At 42.5% G+C, this 18,922-nt stretch carries 16 protein-coding genes; 1 reads left to right on the top strand and 15 read right to left on the bottom strand.

The genetic code is table 11. The annotated features are described in order from the left end of the window. Window positions 1-117 precede the first annotated feature (117 nt). Window positions 118-816: a DUF1826 domain-containing protein gene (locus FTU77_RS03735; RefSeq protein ID WP_180004439.1), complete on the top strand. Its 699-nt coding sequence runs from the start codon at window positions 118-120 to the stop codon at window positions 814-816. Window positions 817-930: 114 nt separating this feature from the next. Here the strand turns inward: FTU77_RS03735 and FTU77_RS03740 are convergent, their stop codons facing one another. The 15 genes from FTU77_RS03740 to FTU77_RS03810 form a co-directional block, all read right to left on the bottom strand. Then, window positions 931-4,086, bottom strand: coding sequence for an efflux RND transporter permease subunit (locus tag FTU77_RS03740; RefSeq protein ID WP_180054723.1), 3,156 nt, complete (start codon window positions 4,084-4,086; stop codon window positions 931-933). Continuing rightward, entirely contained in the window at window positions 4,076-5,302 is a 1,227-nt protein-coding gene (locus tag FTU77_RS03745) for an efflux RND transporter periplasmic adaptor subunit (protein ID WP_180054725.1), read from the bottom strand. The genes FTU77_RS03740 and FTU77_RS03745 overlap by 11 nt, the downstream gene beginning before the upstream one ends. Window positions 5,303-5,315: 13 nt before the next feature. Beyond that, window positions 5,316-6,638, bottom strand: coding sequence for a TolC family protein (locus FTU77_RS03750; RefSeq protein ID WP_180054728.1), 1,323 nt, complete (start codon window positions 6,636-6,638; stop codon window positions 5,316-5,318). Between the two features lie 47 nt (window positions 6,639-6,685). After that, on the bottom strand, window positions 6,686-7,114 hold the full coding sequence (locus FTU77_RS03755) for a cation efflux protein, CzcI-like (RefSeq protein ID WP_218945786.1): 429 nt from the start codon (window positions 7,112-7,114) through the stop codon (window positions 6,686-6,688). A gap of 198 nt (window positions 7,115-7,312) precedes the next feature. Further along, window positions 7,313-8,716 carry an amino acid permease gene (locus FTU77_RS03760; protein ID WP_180054730.1) on the bottom strand — a complete coding sequence of 468 codons (1,404 nt, stop codon included), beginning with the start codon at window positions 8,714-8,716 and terminating at the stop codon, window positions 7,313-7,315. A 213-nt stretch (window positions 8,717-8,929) separates the two neighbouring features. Next, window positions 8,930-9,568: an ATP-binding cassette domain-containing protein gene (locus tag FTU77_RS03765; protein WP_180054732.1), complete on the bottom strand. Its 639-nt coding sequence runs from the start codon at window positions 9,566-9,568 to the stop codon at window positions 8,930-8,932. Beyond that, window positions 9,555-10,253 (bottom strand): molybdate ABC transporter permease subunit, encoded by a 699-nt coding sequence (modB, locus tag FTU77_RS03770; RefSeq protein WP_180054735.1) that lies wholly within the window; start codon window positions 10,251-10,253, stop codon window positions 9,555-9,557. The genes FTU77_RS03765 and modB overlap by 14 nt, the downstream gene beginning before the upstream one ends. 3 nt (window positions 10,254-10,256) lie before the next feature. Then, on the bottom strand, window positions 10,257-11,018 hold the full coding sequence (gene modA / locus FTU77_RS03775; protein ID WP_180054737.1) for a molybdate ABC transporter substrate-binding protein: 762 nt from the start codon (window positions 11,016-11,018) through the stop codon (window positions 10,257-10,259). 9 nt (window positions 11,019-11,027) lie between these two features. Beyond that, window positions 11,028-12,278 (bottom strand): molybdopterin molybdotransferase MoeA, encoded by a 1,251-nt coding sequence (locus tag FTU77_RS03780; RefSeq protein WP_180054740.1) that lies wholly within the window; start codon window positions 12,276-12,278, stop codon window positions 11,028-11,030. Next, window positions 12,275-13,198 (bottom strand): bifunctional molybdenum cofactor biosynthesis protein MoaC/MoaB, encoded by a 924-nt coding sequence (moaCB, locus tag FTU77_RS03785; protein ID WP_180054741.1) that lies wholly within the window; start codon window positions 13,196-13,198, stop codon window positions 12,275-12,277. The genes FTU77_RS03780 and moaCB overlap by 4 nt, the downstream gene beginning before the upstream one ends. Window positions 13,199-13,258: 60 nt before the next feature. Beyond that, on the bottom strand, window positions 13,259-13,822 hold the full coding sequence (locus FTU77_RS03790) for a molybdenum cofactor biosynthesis protein MoaE (RefSeq protein WP_180054743.1): 564 nt from the start codon (window positions 13,820-13,822) through the stop codon (window positions 13,259-13,261). A gap of 2 nt (window positions 13,823-13,824) precedes the next feature. Continuing rightward, entirely contained in the window at window positions 13,825-14,076 is a 252-nt protein-coding gene (locus FTU77_RS03795) for a MoaD/ThiS family protein (RefSeq protein WP_180054918.1), read from the bottom strand. A 2-nt stretch (window positions 14,077-14,078) separates the two neighbouring features. Beyond that, entirely contained in the window at window positions 14,079-15,119 is a 1,041-nt protein-coding gene (gene moaA / locus FTU77_RS03800) for a GTP 3',8-cyclase MoaA (RefSeq protein ID WP_180054745.1), read from the bottom strand. A 356-nt stretch (window positions 15,120-15,475) separates the two neighbouring features. Continuing rightward, window positions 15,476-16,099: a molybdenum cofactor guanylyltransferase gene (locus FTU77_RS03805; protein WP_373685806.1), complete on the bottom strand. Its 624-nt coding sequence runs from the start codon at window positions 16,097-16,099 to the stop codon at window positions 15,476-15,478. Continuing rightward, window positions 16,099-18,891, bottom strand: coding sequence for a nitrate reductase (locus FTU77_RS03810; protein ID WP_180054749.1), 2,793 nt, complete (start codon window positions 18,889-18,891; stop codon window positions 16,099-16,101). Before FTU77_RS03810 ends, FTU77_RS03805 begins: the two co-directional genes overlap by 1 nt. Window positions 18,892-18,922: the final 31 nt, after the last annotated feature.

The raw sequence follows: 18,922 nt of genomic DNA on the forward strand, positions 1-18,922 counted from the left end.
TATGCTCGAATAATTTTGTATAGCAGTTTATGGTTTAAGATAGAATAAAACTGCTTAATCCTTCTAGCACTTCCTTGTACGCAGTATCTTCGCCTCAGATTTAAATTGATCCCTATTATGAGCAATACTTTTTCCCAGCATCCTCAAATTGGTGTAGTCACTACATTTTCTGAATTGATTCATAGTCATTTCGAAGGTCAAATGAATGCGCTTTGCTGGCAACGCAGCATACAAGGCGACTTTAAAGAAATAGTCGAAAAACTCGAACTGATTGAAAATATAACCGAAATTTCTATAGATGATCTGATGAAGTTAACACTTTCATCGCAAGGCCATTTAGCCAGAGAAGTTATTTTAAATGATCTGCAACAATTAACAGAATTTGGTGCATCACCTTCGTTGAACTTGCTCAAATGTTATGAACGAGATGATGAATTCGATTTCATCTCAACCGATGTTTATTCCTTTCATGTCGATCGATCACCTATCGCTACCGATACCTTTTTATGTACATATTATGGTGCTTCCAGTGATATTGTGCCAAATGATCAAGTGACACAAAGAATCTTAATTCCTAAAATACGAGAACAACTTAAAGATTTGTACGATGGCCCTACCTCAGAATTTGATGATTTTTTAGCGGAATATTTTTTTGATTTACATTATCAGCTCAAAGAAAATGCTGTGCCTGTAAATCTAGGCAATGGTCATCTTTGGCGTTTAGCGGTGGATCATCCTACACAGCAAGTTTTGCCTTGTGTACACCGTGCACCTGTAGAAAATGTAGGTGAATATCGGCTTATACTGATTTGCTGATTTTAGCTGTGTTTAAATATTGATAAATCGTAAGTCCATACGATCCATTCTGTCTAATGAATGAACCGTATGGGTTAATGCAATATCGTTTTAATCAAAATTGCTTAGTCTAGATTATTGAGATCGAGCTGTATTAAGCCAGCGGTAAAGCACTGGCAATAGCACCAAGGTCAGCAAGGTGGAAGAAAGAATACCGCCGATCACAACCGTGGCTAAAGGCCGTTGCACTTCCGCACCTGTACCTGTTGCCAAAGCCATTGGTACAAAACCTAAAGAGGCAACACAGGCAGTCATGAGTACTGGGCGTAATCGAAGTACAGCGCCCTGCCATACGGCTTCATGCAATGGATACTTGTCCCCCAGTTCTTTAATGAAGGTCAGCATGACCAGGCCATTCAGCACAGCAACACCTGAGAGTGCAATAAATCCAATCCCTGCAGACATCGAAAGCGGAATATCTCTTAACCAAAGAAACAATACACCGCCCGTTAAGGCAAAGGGTACGCCAGTAAAGACCAGCAGACTTTCTTTCACATTATGAAATACTGCCATTAATAAAATAAAGATGGTCAGTAGTGCTAAAGGAATGACAATTTGCATTCTTGCTTTGGCAGATGCAAGGTTTTCAAATTGACCGCCATATTCAATCCAATAACCGCTTGGTAATGCATATTGTTTCAGCTGAGTCTGCATATCCGCCACAAAAGAACCTAAATCACGGCCTTCAACATTGGCAGTCACTACAATACGGCGTTTACCATTTTCACGGCTGACTTGATTGATCCCATCTACATTAGACACTGTGGCAACATTTGAGAGTACAATACTGCCACCATTTGGCAACTTTAACGGTAGTTGTGAAATCGTGCTTACATTACGGTCTTGATCATTTAAACGAATAACAAAGTCAAAACGGCGATCGCCTTCTAAAATCTCCCCTACACTTTGTCCACCGACACTGGCTGCCACAGTATCCTGTATAGATTTAACGCTTAAACCATATTGCGCAGCCAAAGCCTTATCTATTTCAATATTTAATAAAGGCAAACCTGAGGTTTGTTCAACTTTTACGGCGCTACTCCCCGCAACTTGCTGCATAATTTTGGCAATTTTAGTGGCTTCTGTGTTAAGCACTTGCATATCATCGCCAAATATTTTAACGCCCACATCACTACGCACACCTGAGATCAACTCATTAAAGCGCAGTTCAATAGGTTGGGAAAACTCACTGTTATTACCTGGAATTGTAGCCACATAAGCCACCATACGGCCACGCAGTTCATCCACACTTTCTTTAGGGTTTGGCCATTCATTACGTGGTTTGAGCATGATATAACCATCGGAAATGTTCGGAGGCATTACATCGGTTGCCACTTCTGCTGTACCTGTACGAGCAAATACAGCCTGAATCTCTGGAAATTTTTTCAGCAGCAATTTCTCAGCGTTCTCCTGCATTTTTAATGATTCTTCTAGGCCTGTGCTTGGTGAGCGCATCAACTGAACTGCAAAATCACCCTCACTCAGCTGTGGTGCAAACTCACTGCCAATTTTGGTGCTTAAAAGCCCAGTAATGAGCAGTAAACACAGTGCAAAAGTCATCACTACAGCCTTGTAATGAAAGGCTTTATTTAAAATTTGAAGATACTGCTTTTTCAGCCAATTCATCCAACGGCTTTCTGTTTCTTTAATTTCACCTTTCACCCAAAGCGCTACAGCAGCAGGTACAAATGTAATAGACAGAATGATCGCCGCCACAAGTGCCAATACCACAGTTAATGCCATCGGATGGAACATTTTTGCTTCTACACCACTTAAAGCAAAAATTGGCAAATAAACCACTAAAATAATTAACTGACCGAATATCAGCGGACGGCGCGCCTGACGTGCAGCCAAAAAGACTTCTTTAAAACGTTCATTTTGCGTTAATGGACGCTTTAATGTTTGCTGTGCATGCGCCAAGCGGCGGATACAGTTTTCAACAATGACCACAGCACCATCAACAATAATCCCGAAATCCAGCGCACCTAAGCTCATTAGGTTCGCGCTGATATTCTTTTGTGCCATGCCGGTTAAGGTAAACAGCATTGACAGCGGAATAACACAGGCCGTAATGAGTGCTGCACGGATATTGCCTAAAAAGATAAATAAAATGATGATGACTAGAATTGCGCCTTCAACCAAGTTCTTTTGAACGGTTTTAATCGCTTTCTCCACCAATGTGGTACGGTCATACACTGTTTCAATTTTTACCCCTTTGGGTAAGCTGGCTTGAATGTCTTTAATTTTGGAATCTACAGCTTTCGAGACAGTTCGGCTATTTTGTCCCATAGCCATCATGGCAATACCTAAAACCGTTTCTTCTCCGTTATAGGTTGCACCACCTGTGCGCAAATCATGCCCAATGGAGACTTGCGCAATATCACCCACCCGAATTGGACTGCCATTTGGGCTGTCAATCATGGTGTTTTCAATATCTGAAATGGTGTTTAAGGTTCCCGGCACTCGAACTGTTAACTGCTGACCATTTTCCTCAATAAATCCTGCACCACGGTTTTCATTATTTTCTGTAAGCGCTTGCTGTAATTGTTCTAATGACAGGTTCAGCTGTTGCATGCGGTTTAAATCAGGTGAAACCACGTAGGTTTTATTAAAACCACCAATACTGTTGACCTCGGCAACACCTTGTACACGCTGTAATTGCGGACGCACAATCCAGTCCTGAATTTCACGCAAATCCATCGCGCTATATGCCGTACCATCTGCTTTTTTTGCATTGGGTTCTGCTTTCAGCACCCATTGATAAATCTCGCCCAAACCTGTCGAAACTGGCGACATCGTCGGAGAAACCTGAGCTGGCAATGACGACTGAACTTCCTGTACCCGCTGATTAATTTGCTGACGTGCCCAGTAAATATCCGTACCGTCTTTAAAGACAATCGTGACTTGTGACAGGCCATAACGGGAAATAGAACGGGTCAACTCCAAATCTGGAATACCTGCCATCGCATTTTCAATCGGATAAGTAATCCGCTGTTCAACTTCTAACGCTGTAAAGCCATTGGCCTGCGTATTAATTTGCACTTGGGTGTTGGTAATATCAGGTACTGCATCAATCGGCAGTTTTTGATAACTGTAAATCCCGACGGCAATCCATGTGCAGACAAACAGCATCACCCAAATTGCATTTTGAATTGAAAACTGAATAATGCGTTCGAATAGACCTTCTGGCTTTGGTAAATCTGTGTTCGGGTTCTCTGAATTAGTGTTCATGGCCAGCCTCGTCTTTTTCCAGTTCAGATTTCAGTAAAAAACTGCCTTGGGAAATATACTTTTGCCCTGCCTCAAGACCCGAAATCACTTCTAGCCATTGCCCATCACTGGATGCTTGTCCAAGTTTTAGCGCTTGTGCTTTTAAATGCACTTGGCCTTTTAGCTCAGATTCAACAATAAAAATACTGTCTTGACCCTCAATACTTTGCACGGCGGACTTTTGCACCCGTAATGCTTTTTTAGTACCTGAATCAGCCAATAGCACGTTGACCATCACATTCGGGCGAAGCTCAGCAGATTGTTGTTTTAATTTGGCACGTACCACCAAGCGTCCCGTTTGCACATCTGCCTTTGACGTCAGGCTTTGTACCTCTGCGCTATAGAGCTGATCTGAGCCATTGATTTTGAAAGAGACGTTTTGACCCGTTTGTAATTGTGCGGAATATTGATGAGTTAAGTTAAATTCTAGCCACAAATCTTTTAGCTGTTCAATGGTGAACAATTGATCTGCCAATTGCACATTTTCACCCACCACAATATCTTTTTGACTAATCACGCCAGCGATTGGCGCACGAATAATAAATCGTCCGTTTTGACCGCTATTCGCGCCCAAAGCTTGTAAGCGCGATTGTGCTGACTGTACGCTAATTTGAGCCTGACGATAGGCATTTTCAGCACGCTGGAAGTCCTGTTTGGCAGAAATTCCTTGAGACCATAGCTTTTGCTCACGCTGATAATCTTGACGGGCTAAATCTAAATTGGCTTCTGCCATACGTAAATTGGCTTGCTGATCAATCAATTCAGGTACTGACAGCACAGCTAAAGTTTGACCTTTTTGTACAGTTTGACCGAGTGCTACACTGACTTGTTCGACATGACCGCTGAAGTTTGGGGAAATATGTGCCTGCTGATCTGTATTGACCGCCAATTTACCCGGCAATTGAATAATATTTTCGACCAGACCATTTTCTACAGTCGCAATTTTAATTCCTTGTTCCACCATTTGTTGAGTGGTGAGTTGCAGTTCACCTTCTTCCGCATGTTCTGCTTCAGTATCACTCTTTTTGGCTTCGCTATTTTCACCTTCCGACTCAGTTTTATCCGCATCGGATTTATTTGTACTTAACCAAATAGCAGTACACAGCATCAGCGTTAGGCCAACCAAAACTGCAATCATCAAAGGCTGTGAAATTTTTCCATCTTGTTTAATTTTCATGTGATTAACTGCCTTATTGTGCTGATGCGCTGTTGATGAGATTTTGGGATGCCTCAATGGCTTTTTTATTCAATTGGCTATAAGCATCTGAACGGCTGATTTCTTCATAACTGGTTCCAATACTTAAGGCTTCAGCACTGAGTGCGCTTTGCCAAGCCTGCGCCAAAATTTGCATTTGGCTAAGTCGAAGGTCTTGGAGTTGTTTTGTGGTTTGCTGTACGTCTGTAATAGCAAATTTACCTGCCTGAAAACCTTGCAAAGTTCGGTTTTGAACCTTTTCAGCCAAACCAATCTGATTGCCTGTGGCATCAAACTGCATACGCAGACCTTTAAGCTGGTGAATGCTATTGGCAATGTCCAAAACTTGCTGTTTTAACTCGCGCTGTTGCTGATGATTTAATAAAATTTGCTGTTTTTGCGCCATTGGAATGGCATATTGCTGGCGGTTAAAAATATTGAGCGGAATATCCACACCAAGTACCAAGGCCGTATCATTGGCGTCAGTTGGAGACTTGGTACGTGACATGCCCATATTTAGGGTTGGGTTTGGACGTGCCTGTACTTTTAAATGTTCAATTTGCTGATTTGCCTGCTGAACATTCAAGGCATACAATTTTTGTAGCCAACCTTCCGATAAATTACGCTCAACTAAACTTTGGCTCTGTTCAGGCCAAGGCGTAACGCTGTTATTCAACGCAATTTGCGACGTAGTTTCACCCCATAAATTAGAAAGCTGACGCGCCACAGTTTGCTGTTTTAAAAGCGCCTGTTGGTATAGACGCTGTATTTCCAAAGCTTCAATTTGAGCGCGCTCTACATCCACCAAAGCAATACTGCCTGCCTGATAGCGTTTTTGCGCGCTGTCCAAATTAGATTTACTGAGTTTGAGCTGTGTAGCGTAAATCGATTGCTCATTTTGAGCGATGGCTAGCTGTGACCATGCAAACTTCACAATCAACTGACTTTGCGCATTCCAAATTTGCTGTTGCAACTGTATTTGCTGTGCAGAGGTACTCGCGAGTGCTTGATTGATTTTACGCTGACCGAATACATCCATTGGCTGGCTGATTCCGATACTGAGCTCTTGATCTTGATTTTTACCAAAACCATTTTGTTCAATCGATAGACTTGGGTTTTGCCAAAGCTTGCTTTGGCGCACATTAAAATCTGAGATTTGCTGTTGTTGTTGCCAAATATCTGTTTGGGCTTGGTAGTTTTGTACTTTGGCAAATGCAGATTCAAAACTACTGACATTTTCCGCAAAAGTACTTTGTAAGGCCGTCGAAATACCGACAGCTAAGCCTAGACGTATAAACGCCATAAAATATAAAGACATGATTTTTCCCACTCATTTATTAAAAAAAGTGGCGGGAATGTTTTAGGCTACCCCGCCATTAGCGGGGCATAAACAGGAGGAGGTGTTTGCAGTAATAAATCAGGGGCTTGATAAAGATTCTTCCAAACAAATTTTGGCGAATATTCAAAGCTCTGATGTGCAATAAAAAGAATCGATTGTTGGTTTTGTACAATCAAATGCGTCATAGACGGTAAATGGTCTTGATGATCTTCACCGAGTTGCAGATCGTTAGCGGTATTTTTGACTGGTTTGCTACTGGATTCAGATGCTTGATGCAACGAATGCTGTGGATTGGTTTCACTGCTGACGCATAAGGTATTTTGATGATGACCAAAATGATAGCTTTGAACAACTTGAGTTTGCTCTTCATGCACACAGAAAGCGGCTGCCACGTTCCAAAGGCTTTGGAACATGAACAATCCAACTAAGACTGTTATCCATGTCGCAGAACGCATATTGCATCAATCAAGAAAATTTTAACGATTATAAAGCTTGGAGTCGGTCGAAGGTCAAGTGAATCTTTGAATTTGTCTTAAAAATGGATTGCCATAGAGATATAACGTAAGGCATTCGCTTTAATCCCCTGACACGGCACATGCTAAAGACAATCCATTGGTTCATGATTACGATTTTTATCGGCGAAACCTTTATTTTTAATTCAGTTCGGAATCATTCTTCAACTTAGCTTTTCTTGTCACAACTAAGCCGCAGAGAACCACCAATGTCGTAACACCTAAAGATAATGAAGTTTCATAACTGTAGGCTGGAGATAAAAACATATAGATCAGCACACTTAAGATCACCAAAATGACTGCCCATGTCAGCCATGGAAATAGCCACATTTTAAACGCAACCTCAGTTCCATTTTTTTCGATTTGTGTTCTCAATTTAAGCTGTGAAAATGCAATCACTAAATAAACCAATAAGGCAATTGAACCTGTTGTAGACAGTAAAAATCCAAATACTTGGCCTGGAAATAAATAATTGACTGCACAGCAAATTAAGCCCACTACAGACGATGCCAATACTGCAATTGCAGGCACACCAGAGGCATTAATTGATGTGACCCATTGAGGTGCTTCTTTGCGTGTCCCCAATGAAAATAGCATCCTTGATGAACTATAAAGTGCAGCATTCATACAACTTGCAACCGCAATAAAGACCACACTATCAATAATCAATTTTGATTGAGGGACATTTAAACTGACCAAGACATATTGGAAGGTGCCTAATTGTTGTAATTGCGGTGAACGCCAATCTACCAGTGCAACCGTTATAAAAATTGAAACCACAAAAAATAAGATGACCCGATACAACACTAAATTGGTTGCGCGTTTAATTTTTTGCTCAGGATCTTTTGATTCTGCTGCAGCGATCGATAAGATTTCAACACCAAAGAATGAAAATGCTGAAATCAATATTGCTGAAAGTACACCACCCAGGCCATTTGGCATAAATCCATCATTTTTAAACAGATTTTCTACACCACTTACATTAGGTGCTAAGGGCCAAAACCCCAATATGGCGGTGAGTCCAATGGCGATAAAAATTACAATAGCCAAGACTTTTATCAGAGAAAACCAAAATTCAAACTCACCAAAACTCCGAGTACTAAAAAAGTTCGATAAACTGAGAAGCACAATAAAGAATGTCGCAAATACAGCACTTGATATTGAAGGAAACCATGCATGCAGAATTTCTGCACCAGCGATTGCTTCAATTGGAATAACTAAAACCCAAAACCACCAATATAACCATCCGATGGTAAAGCCCGCCCAAGGCCCAATGGCTTTTCTTGCATAGGTTGAAAATGAGCCGGTGTCAGGTTGAGCTACAGCCATTTCTCCCAACATTCGCATGATTAAAAAAACCAAAATACTGGTAGTAATATAAGCAAGAACGGCGGCAGGCCCTGCTTTTGCAATCGCAGCAGATGATCCAACAAACAGTCCAGCACCAATTACACCACCAATACTGATCATTGTAATATGCCGATTAGATAGCCCTGCACCCAGTTTTGCAGTTGAATTATGTGTGGCTAAGCTATCATCATGCATCGATTAGATTCCCTGTCTGCACGGTCAGTCGTACAAATCATTATTTCCAAGATCATTAGGAATAAAAAAGGGAAAACGCTGTGTTCTCCCTTGTTTTGTAACAATTTAATCTAGAAAATGAGTTTTTCATAGTTCTAAACAAAACTTTAAGATGCAGCTTAATACCATTTTTTCATCTAATTCACTGTTATTACTTATATAATTTATATTTATTTAAAAACTTATTTGACCATTTTCTAGATACAAAATATGGGCTTTTAAATAATCTAACTCATCGCCATGATGCGTAACATATATCATCGGCAGCGCCAACTGTTCTTTCACCGTGTTTAAAAATGGCAATATTTGATCTTTCAGCCTGCGGTCCAGTCCTGTCAGCGGTTCATCTAACAGCAGTAAGTCAGGCTGTGACAGCAATGCGCGTCCTATGGAAACGCGCTGCGCCTCACCGCCAGAAAGTTCATGCGCCCGCCGTTTGAGCAGTGGCTGTAACTCAAGCAGATTAGTCACTTGCTCAAATTTAAATTTCGCATTTTCCTTAGCGCCTAAGTTCTCCGCATATTGCAGATTTTGCTGCACATTCATATGCGGAAAAAGCCATGCTTTTTGAAAAATCAGCGCAATACTGCGTTTATGCATTGGCAAGTTAATCTTTTGCGCCGTATCGAACACTTCACGCGTATTCAGCGATATATAACCTTGCTGCGGCTGCAGCAAACCAACCAAATTTTTCAGCAGCGTAGACTTGCCGCTGCCTGATGGCCCCATAATGCCAAGCAGCTGTTCTTGCATCTGCAGCCGAGCCTGCAACTTAAAATCTGCATATTGAAACTGAAAATCACACTGAAGCATGGCCGGCTCCGAGTTTTCGCTGATAGCGCTGTAAAATATAATAATTGGCAATCAATGCGCCAAAAGCCGCCAGCAGTGAAAGGATCACTAAACGCATTGCGGATTCTTCGCCATTGGGCTGCTGTATCAGCGAATAGATAGCAATTGGAATGGTTCGGGTTTCATCAGGAATATTACCCACAAAGGTAATGGTTGCGCCAAATTCGCCTAAACTTCGGCTAAATCCTAAAATGCTCCCGATTAAAATGCCCGGCAATGCCAGCGGCAGGCTAATTGATGCAAATACCCGTAACGGATGCGCGCCTAGTGAGCCTGCAACCTGCTCCAGCTGCTGATTAATCATTTGAAAAGACAAACGGATCGGCTGCACAATCAGCGGAAATGACACAATCATCGATGCTAAAACGGCGCCTTTCCAATTAAAAACCAGCTGAATTCCCCATTCAATTAGCATCTTGCCGATCCAGCCATTTGAACCAAACAGCACCAATAGCAGATAACCTAAAACCACCGGCGGCAGCACCATTGGCATTTGTAAAAGTGCTTCGACCAAAAATTTTAAATGAAACTCATAGCGCGCCAAAACCCATGCCAGCCCTATAGCAAATGGTAAGCAAAATACAGTGGCGCAAATGGCAACCTTAGCCGACAGATACAAGGCGCTCCACTCTTCAGGGCTTAGCATGCTTTAGCCCTTCACACCAAAGCCATAATTCTTAAACAGCATTTTGCTTTGCGCATGGTCTTTAAGATAACGGTAAAACTTCACGGCCTCAGGTTTAGCTGCGCCTTGCTGTGTTAAAGCCAATGGGTAAATGATGGGTTGATGGGTATGGTTTGGAAAAATCCCGGCTATTTTAACTTTAGAACTGATCATCGCATCGGTACGATAAACAATCCCCGCTTGGCACTCACCTCGTTCGACAAAAGCCAAAGCCGATCGTACATCATCTGTCCCGACAATCCTTCCATTCAAACTTGATAGCCAGCCCAACTTGGTTAGGCTTTGTTTGGCATATTTTCCAGCAGGTACAGACTCCATTTGCCCTGTACATAAGTGACCTTTGAATGCCTTGGCAAAATTAAACTGCGGCACGGCTTTAAATTGCATATTCACCGCTTTAGGCGTAATCAGCACCAAATCATTGCTTAGCATGTTGAATACTTGCTTTGCAGGTATTTTCTGTTTTTGCACCAAATAATTCATCCAGTCCACATCTGCTGAAAAATACAAATCACTTGGCGCACCGGCTTCAATCTGTTTGGCTAAAGCAGATGACGCGCCAAATACCGGTACAATTTTGATGTCTGGATTCTGTGCCTGATATTGCTTTGCAATATCGCTGATAGCATTGCTTAAACTGGCTGCAGCATAAATTTTGACTATTTCCGCCTGAGATGCGCCAGCAATGAAGCTCAGTCCTACTGCTAAAATAAATTTGAATCGCATAGCAAACTCCTAATGCTGAATAAATACGCCTTGAAGAATTTGTCCTGCTTGCACAGACTGCCCTGCAGGAATCCGAACAATGCAATTGGCTTGCATTAAATTGCTCAACATATGCGACTGCTGTTTAGACAGGCTGGTTAGTTGAAGCTTGCCTTGCTTATCAAAGTGCGCCGACATTCTTAAAAACCGCTCACGTGCATCTGCTTTTAGGTCATGTGTCATGACTGCGCTGAACCAGTCCAGCGCAGGTGTTTGACCTTGTAGGGCTTTCAATAATCTATCTGTATAAATTTGCATGCCGACATAGACTGCAGCGGGGTTGCCCGGCAGTCCGAGTAAATAACAGGAACTGCTGTCAGGACGTCGATATTGTGCAAACAGCATCGGTTTGCCGGGTTTTTGTTTCACTTTCCAGAAAATTTGCTGAAAACCGATGTCCAAGGCTGCCGGCCGAACAAAATCATAATCACCGACAGATACGCCGCCAGTCGTTAAAATTAAATCAAAGCTGTCTTTTAAACGGTTGAATAAATCTAAAACCGCCTGTTTTTCATCTGCAATATGAATCACTTCAACTTGGACGTGCTGCGACTGAAACCATACTAAAATCAGCGGCGCATTGGCATCAAATATTTTACCTGCACGATAATCTTCTATATTTTGTGCAACTTCATCACCTGTAATGACCACCGCAACTTTAGGGTAAGCGTAGACCTCACAATGAGAAATACCTGCCATACTCAGTGCTGCAATTGCGCCCACAGAAAGTTTTTGGCCTTTTCTTGCCAATATTTGACCCTCTGAGAATTCCTCACCTGCATCACGAATATCCGCATGCTTATTTAAAACTGAAGTCAATTCAATTTGCTGTGCATCCGCTTTCACAATTTCTTGCCGTGCTACTGTAGTCGTGCCTTCAGGAATCGGCGCGCCAGTAAATATACGGACAGCTTGGCCTGCTTTTAAAATAGTTTCAACCGTTTGCCCTGCGCGGATTTCTCCAATGAGCTCAAATTGCGTACCTGCTTTAATTTCACCCGCCGCGCAAATGGCATAGCCGTCTACAGCGCTTTGAGCAAATAAGGGCAGCTGAATTTGTGAATGCACATCTGCCGCCAAATAACGGCCTAAAGCGTGTTGAAGTTCCAAAGTTTCATGCGCCAAACTTTGCGTATGTGTCTGAATCAGCGCAAGAGCCTCGTCAACTGAAATCAGTCCAGCCTCAGCACCGCAGCCTGTATGCAATACAGCTTGGTTCATTGATAGCCTCCTGCATGCGGAATATTCTTCTGCACATCAAATAGATGTACCAAGGCAGGTAAAATGGCAATAAGTGATTCTTTTGCGCCTTGTCTGCTGCCCGGCAATGTAATGACAAGGCTGTTATCTATATAGCCCGCAACACCACGGCTAAGCGCAGCATAAGGCGTGCGTTTTTGACCAAAACTGCGTGAAGCCTCCATCAAACCCGGAATTTCACGTTTTAACAGCGGCTGTATCGTTTCTACAGTTAAATCTTTTGGCCCTAAACCCGTACCGCCAACCGTCAATATCAGCGGGTATTGATTTTTTTGCTGCTCAATCAAGGCAAGCAGTTGTTCAGGACTGTCTGGTATCACTTGATAGCTGATATTGCTGAAGTTTGCTTCTTCCAATATTTCGAGGACATTTTGCCCAGCGGTATCCGGTTTTTTACCAGCTGCAACTGTATCTGAAAGCACAATAATTGATGCCGATAAGCTTTCTTTAAGCACACGAGTAAAATGTGATTTACCGCCTTTTTTCTTTTGCAGTTTTACCTGATCTAGGCACAAATTCTCTGGTTCACAGTGCGGTTTAAGCATGTCATACAGCGTTAAACCCGCAAGGCTGACAGCAGTTAAAGCTTCCATTTCCACACCCGTTGGGCCAATGGTTTCAACCACTGCGCTAATTTCAACATGCGCCTCAAACAATTCATATTCAACATCTGCACGGTAGATTGGCAGCGGATGACAGAGCGGAATCAGTTCATCGGTACGTTTAGCCCCTAAAATACCCGCAATACGTGCAGTTTTCAGCGCATCGCCTTTTTCTGTATTGCCATTACGCAGCAGTTCAATGCAATGTGGCGGTGCATGCAGTATTCCAGTTGCAATGGCTGTACGGTAACTTTCCGCTTTCATGCCCACATTTTTCATTGCTTTATCCTTATTTTGTTCATTTTCAGCTGTAATATTGAAAATATTGAATTTTGGGTTTTATAAATGCCATTGGTAAATATTGGCGTTCAAATGCATGGTCTGGCTATTTTGATGTGAATGTTCGCATGACTCGCTATGAACATGAGCATGCTTCGTTTCGTGATCTGCCACTTCAGGCGCGTGATCCTTACGAATACAGCAGCCCTCTACATATTGACTGCTGCCATCCATATAAAACTCTTCTTTCCAAACAGGCACTTCATGCTTTACACGTTCAACCGCTTCTTCGCAGGCTGCAAAAGCTTCACGGCGGTGCGGTGCATAAGCCATAGCAATAATTGCAGTATCACCAATATCTAAACTGCCAATACGATGCACAACCCGTACATATGACACGTCGTATTTGGCTTGAATTTCCTGTTCAATTTGTCGGATCATTTTCTCAGCCACAGGCGCATAAGCTGTATATTTCAGGGCTTTTACCGCTTTGCCTTCATGGTGATTACGAACCGCGCCAATAAATACACCTATACCGCCGCATTCAGGAAATGCCTTAATGCTGTCAAAATCGGCTTGGCTGAATACCGTGTCTTGTATGCGTGAAATATACTTGAGCTCCATATTCAGCCTCCCGCCACAGGTGACAACAGCACAACGGTACTGTCCTGCATCAATGCGGTTTGCCTTGGCACAATGTCTTCTCCCATAGCGCAGGCGCAGCGTTCAAGCATGCTGAACGACTCCGGAAATTGATCTGTAACTTGCTGCAAAACCTCTGCAATCGACTGCTGTGCGAAGCAAGTCAGACTCAAATTCTCTGGCAGCAGGCGTTCAATAGCGCCAAAAGATTCAATTTTGATGGTGATTTGAGTCATCATTAACCTCCAATCATATGCATGCTGATTTTTCTGGTATTGCTAGTACTAGACGCTGTAATCGTGTGAAAGCCCTGTTCTTTTTGCCAAATATAGCTGCCAAGTTTGTTTTGCATGTTCAACGTATCCAGCGGATTTTCATTTTCAGCCAGTGTGCTTTTAAGTGAGCGTATGTCCTTGCTCAGGTCTAAGCCTTTTTTTGCAAATAAACAGTTAAAAAACTCGCCTTGCGCATTCAGTCTTAGACGGTCGCAGCTGCCGCAAAAAGAATTGCTGATGGTTGAAATAATACCTATAGGCAAGCCGTTGATTAAGTAAGATCTGGCTGGTGACGCACCTTGACCGTGCAATGTTTGCACGTCAAAAACAGTCTTGAGTTTATCCAGTATGTCTTGTTCGGTAACGACCGCAGCTTTAGACCAGTTTTGATCACCATCCAGCGGCATAAACTCGATAAACCGCAGTTCGAAACCTTGTTGCAGCGCCCATTTTGTTAATGGAATGATTTGCTGTTCATTTAGACCTTTCATTAACACAGCATTGATTTTTATTTCAAAGCCCGCTTGCTGAGCAGCTTCAATCCCGTCTAATACAGGCTGTAATTGTTTTTGTGTCAGCTGGAAAAATTGCGCTTCATCCAAACTGTCCAAGCTGATATTTATGCCATCTAGGCCAGCTTGTTTTAGGGCCTGTGCATATTGCTTCAGATAATGTCCATTGGTTGTCATGGAAATACGTTTAAGGCCTAGCTTTCTGAGGTGCTGCAGCTGTTCAATAAAATGTACAACGCCTTGACGCATAAGAGGTTCACCGCCGGTGATCCGGATTTGATCAATCCCGCGCAGTACCATAAACTCACAAAAATTGTAAAGTGATTCAAAACTAAGAAGATTATGTTTTTTCATCCATTCAGGATGTTCAGGCATGCAATAGACACATTTAAAATTACAGCGGTCTGTCACTGAAATGCGCAATTTGCGTTTTTCACGACCAAACTGATCCTTAAAAATGGTCGCTGGCTGTAATTGTGTCATGCTGTTCATGTTTTTCTTCCATGGTGCTGTCATTTGCCCTGTCTTAGCTCAGTACAAATTTTGCGCCCTCTTTTCTTGCAGTAAAAATTGCAATAAGTGTTCCAACTTTGCGCTTTTTTGAATATTTATTTCAGAGGATTTGGTTTGTTTTTTTGACACAAAAAATCAATAACTTATAAATAACTAATAGCAATTAAAAATATAAATTGCCGTTAAGCCCATTATCTAAGGTATAAAAGCAGTCTGTTTTATCGCTATATATCATGCTCAAAAGCTTCATATTGGCTGTAGATTTTCTCTCTGGGTTCAAAAACAGCACATTAGGCTCATCATTTAAAATGAAAGCTCCGCAAAAGGTACAGCTTTTAGAGAAAATTCAGCTGACGGTGCTGCTGCAGCTCATCTAGAGAGTTAATACTGTGAAAAAAGAGTGCATTATTTTGAAAACGTGCAACTTGCATGTGCATTTTACTGAAACACCCCTTCAAACTGCGCTGTTTTTGATCAAGATGGGCTTGCAGCATTGTGAGACTGCTTCGTTTCAGCAAACAAAATGGATACAGCGCTTTGCCATTAATTTCCACAACTGCCACTTCACACAAGGGATCCCGCTGCATAGCCTGATGTAATCTCGAAAGCACTTTCTTCGGGATATAGGTCACATCGCACGGGACAAACAAAACATAATCCGACTGTACATGTGACCACGCGCTTTTCATGCCCATCAACGGCCCTAAAAAACCCGCTTCATCATCTTTATACAGCTTTATTGAAGGAATCATGCATTCATAGATTGAATGGTCACGATGGCTGTTAATCCAGACATTTGCAGCCCGTGACTTTAAACACTGATGAATCTTAATGAGCTGAATTTCATCATCAAATTTTTGTAAAACTTTATTTATACCGTTCATTCTGCGGGCTTGACCGCCCGCCAAAATAACCAAGTCTGTTTCTGGATAGCTTACTGATTTGGTGATTTTTTTCATCATTCTGCGTACTCCGTCTGACAGGCTTTAATTAAGCCTCGAATTTCTGATAAGCACGAACCGCAATTGCCGCCAGCCTTTAAACATGCAGTAACTTGTTTTTCATGGGTAATATTCTTTTCTTTAATGGTTTCGATAATGGTATTTTTACCGACTTTAAAGCAGCTGCACACCAGCGGACCTGCACTGTTGGTCATGTTCATCTGCTGACCTGCAAGCAGCGCTTTGCGGTGCATTGCGCTGAGTCGTTCACGCTTAAACATGCCAGCAATCCAATCACGGTCTGGCAGCATAGAGCGTTGCGCAATATATAGACTGGCAATTAAATGCCCATCTTGCAGCACCACGGTATGACTCAAATCGGCAGTTTGATCTTCCAAATTCAGCCATTCAAAGCTTTCATCGGTAAATGGCAGTAATGTTTTCAGCTGCTGAACCGTGTTTCTAAATTTTTTACGATCTGCCAACTCAAAACGTGTCGCTTTCGCTGTTTTAATTTTGGTCCACCACACCGTGTTTTGAATGGTGTTTTGCACCATTTGCTCAAAGCCGTCACGTACATACAGTACACCTTGCCACTGTGTATAAAACGGCTGTACAAATACAGGTGTATGTTTAAATTCAGGCTCACCAGATAGTGCATCGACCACAGGATTCACCACTTTGCCAATACGCGCATCCGATGCGACTTGGTCATTCCAATGAATTGGCGCAAAAATTTGACCGCGTCGAATTTTACTGCTGACCTGTGCACGTAAAATACATAAGCCCCAGTTAGATTTCACCTCAATCAGTTCACCATCTTTAACACCAAACTTCAGTGCATCTTGCGGGTGTATTTCACAAAATGGTTCGGCGATATGTGTACTCAAGTTTGCAGATAAACCCGTACGGCTCATGGTGTGCCATTGATCACGGATACGGCCAGTATTTAAAACCAGCGGATATTCGCCGCAAATCTTGTTCAAAGGGTCAATAGCGGTTGTTGCTACAAACTTAGCTTTGGCATCGGCATGGCTGAATTGGCCTGCTGCAAACAAACGGCTGACTGCATCAGCGCTCTGATCTAACTGCCAAACTGGCCATTGCACGGGCTTTAATTCAGCATAATCTTGTGCAGATAACTTACTTAAACCCTGCAAATTAAAGTAGCGAAAAGACTCAGTGGTATCACGTTGATCTAAAGGCGCATTTTGATAAGCAGATAATTTTGCATGTTCAATAAATATGTCATAGCTGCTGCTGTAGTCAAAACCGCTATAACCCATCTTTTTCGCAACTTGTGCAATAGACCACCAGTCTGCTCTGGCTTCACCCGGCGCATCTAAAAAAGCAGTTTGACGTGAAATACGGCGTTCAGAATTGGTAACGGTTCCGTCTTTTTCACCCCAGCCCAATGCAGGTAAAAGCACATCTGCATATATTGCTGTGTCTGTGTCTTTGCAAATATCCGACACCACTACAAACTCGCATTGCTCTAAGGCACGTTTGACTTGATCTGCATCTGGCAAGCTAACTACAGGATTAGTAGCCATAATCCAGATGACTTTTATTTTGCCGCTTTCAACCGCCTGAAACAGATCAACCGCTTTTAATCCCGCTTTATTGGCAATAAATGGACTTTGCCAAAACGCTTGTACTAATGCCTGATGCGCTGTGTTATCGACATCTAAGTGCGCAGCCAGCATATTGGCTAAGCCGCCAACCTCGCGGCCACCCATTGCATTGGGCTGACCTGTCATAGAAAAAGGCGCTGCACCTAATTTTCCGATTTTGCCAGTCAGCAAATGGCAGTTAATAATACTGTTGGCTTTGTCTACACCACGCGAAGACTGATTAACCCCCATCGAAAATAGCGACATAACTTTGTCAGTTTGCGCAAATTTTTCAAAAAATAGCTGTAATTTTTCTAAAGAAATACCTGTACGCTCAGCAACTGCTGTCATAGAAGTTTCTGTTTCACTTTGCTCCAGCGCTTGCATCAAACCTTGAGTATGTTTGGCGATAAAATCTACATCACTATGATTATTTTGTACTAGATACTGCAGCAAACCGTTGAACAGTGCGACATCTTGCCCCGGTAAAATCGGCAAATGCAAATCTGCAGCCTCACAGGTACTGGTAAAGCGCGGATCAATGACCACCACGAACAAATCACGTTCTTCTTTGGCTTTCATAATGCGCTGATACAGCACGGGATGGCACCATGCTGTATTGGATCCGACCAGCACCACCATATCTGTATGCTCAAAGTCTTCATAGCTTGCTGGTACAAGGTCTTCACCAAATGCACGCTTATGTGCCGCCACAGCCGATGACATGCAAAGCCGTGAATTGGTGTCAATATTTGCCGTACCTAAATAGCCTTTGACAAATTTGTTAACGGCATAGTAATCCTCCGTCAGCAGTTGGCCCGACACATAAAAAGCGATGCTTTCACGTCCGTAAAGATCTATACATTGCTGAAATTTTTCGGCAATCAAAGCTGTTGCTGTGTTCCAGTCTGTAGCCTGACGAGTATTAAATGGTGATGTTTGACGCCCAAGCATTGGCTGTAAGACACGTGTTTCTAATCCAATCGTATCGGCTAAGTTACTGCCTTTAATGCACAGCTTGCCATAGTTTGATGGATGGTTCGTATCGCCAGTCACACTGACTTTTTGCCCTAAAGCAGTCTGTTCAACTGTTGCGCTCACGCCGCAGCCGACACCACAATATGGACAGGTGGTTTGCGTTGTTTTAATTTTATTTTCTGTGGAGCTATGCAGTTCCACGATCGGGATGCTATTCACTTCTGCTGGCTCCTTTTTCCAAACTCAATTA

The sequence above is a fragment of the Acinetobacter sp. YH12142 genome (assembly GCF_013418435.1).
GTDB classification, from domain to species: domain Bacteria; phylum Pseudomonadota; class Gammaproteobacteria; order Pseudomonadales; family Moraxellaceae; genus Acinetobacter; species Acinetobacter amyesii.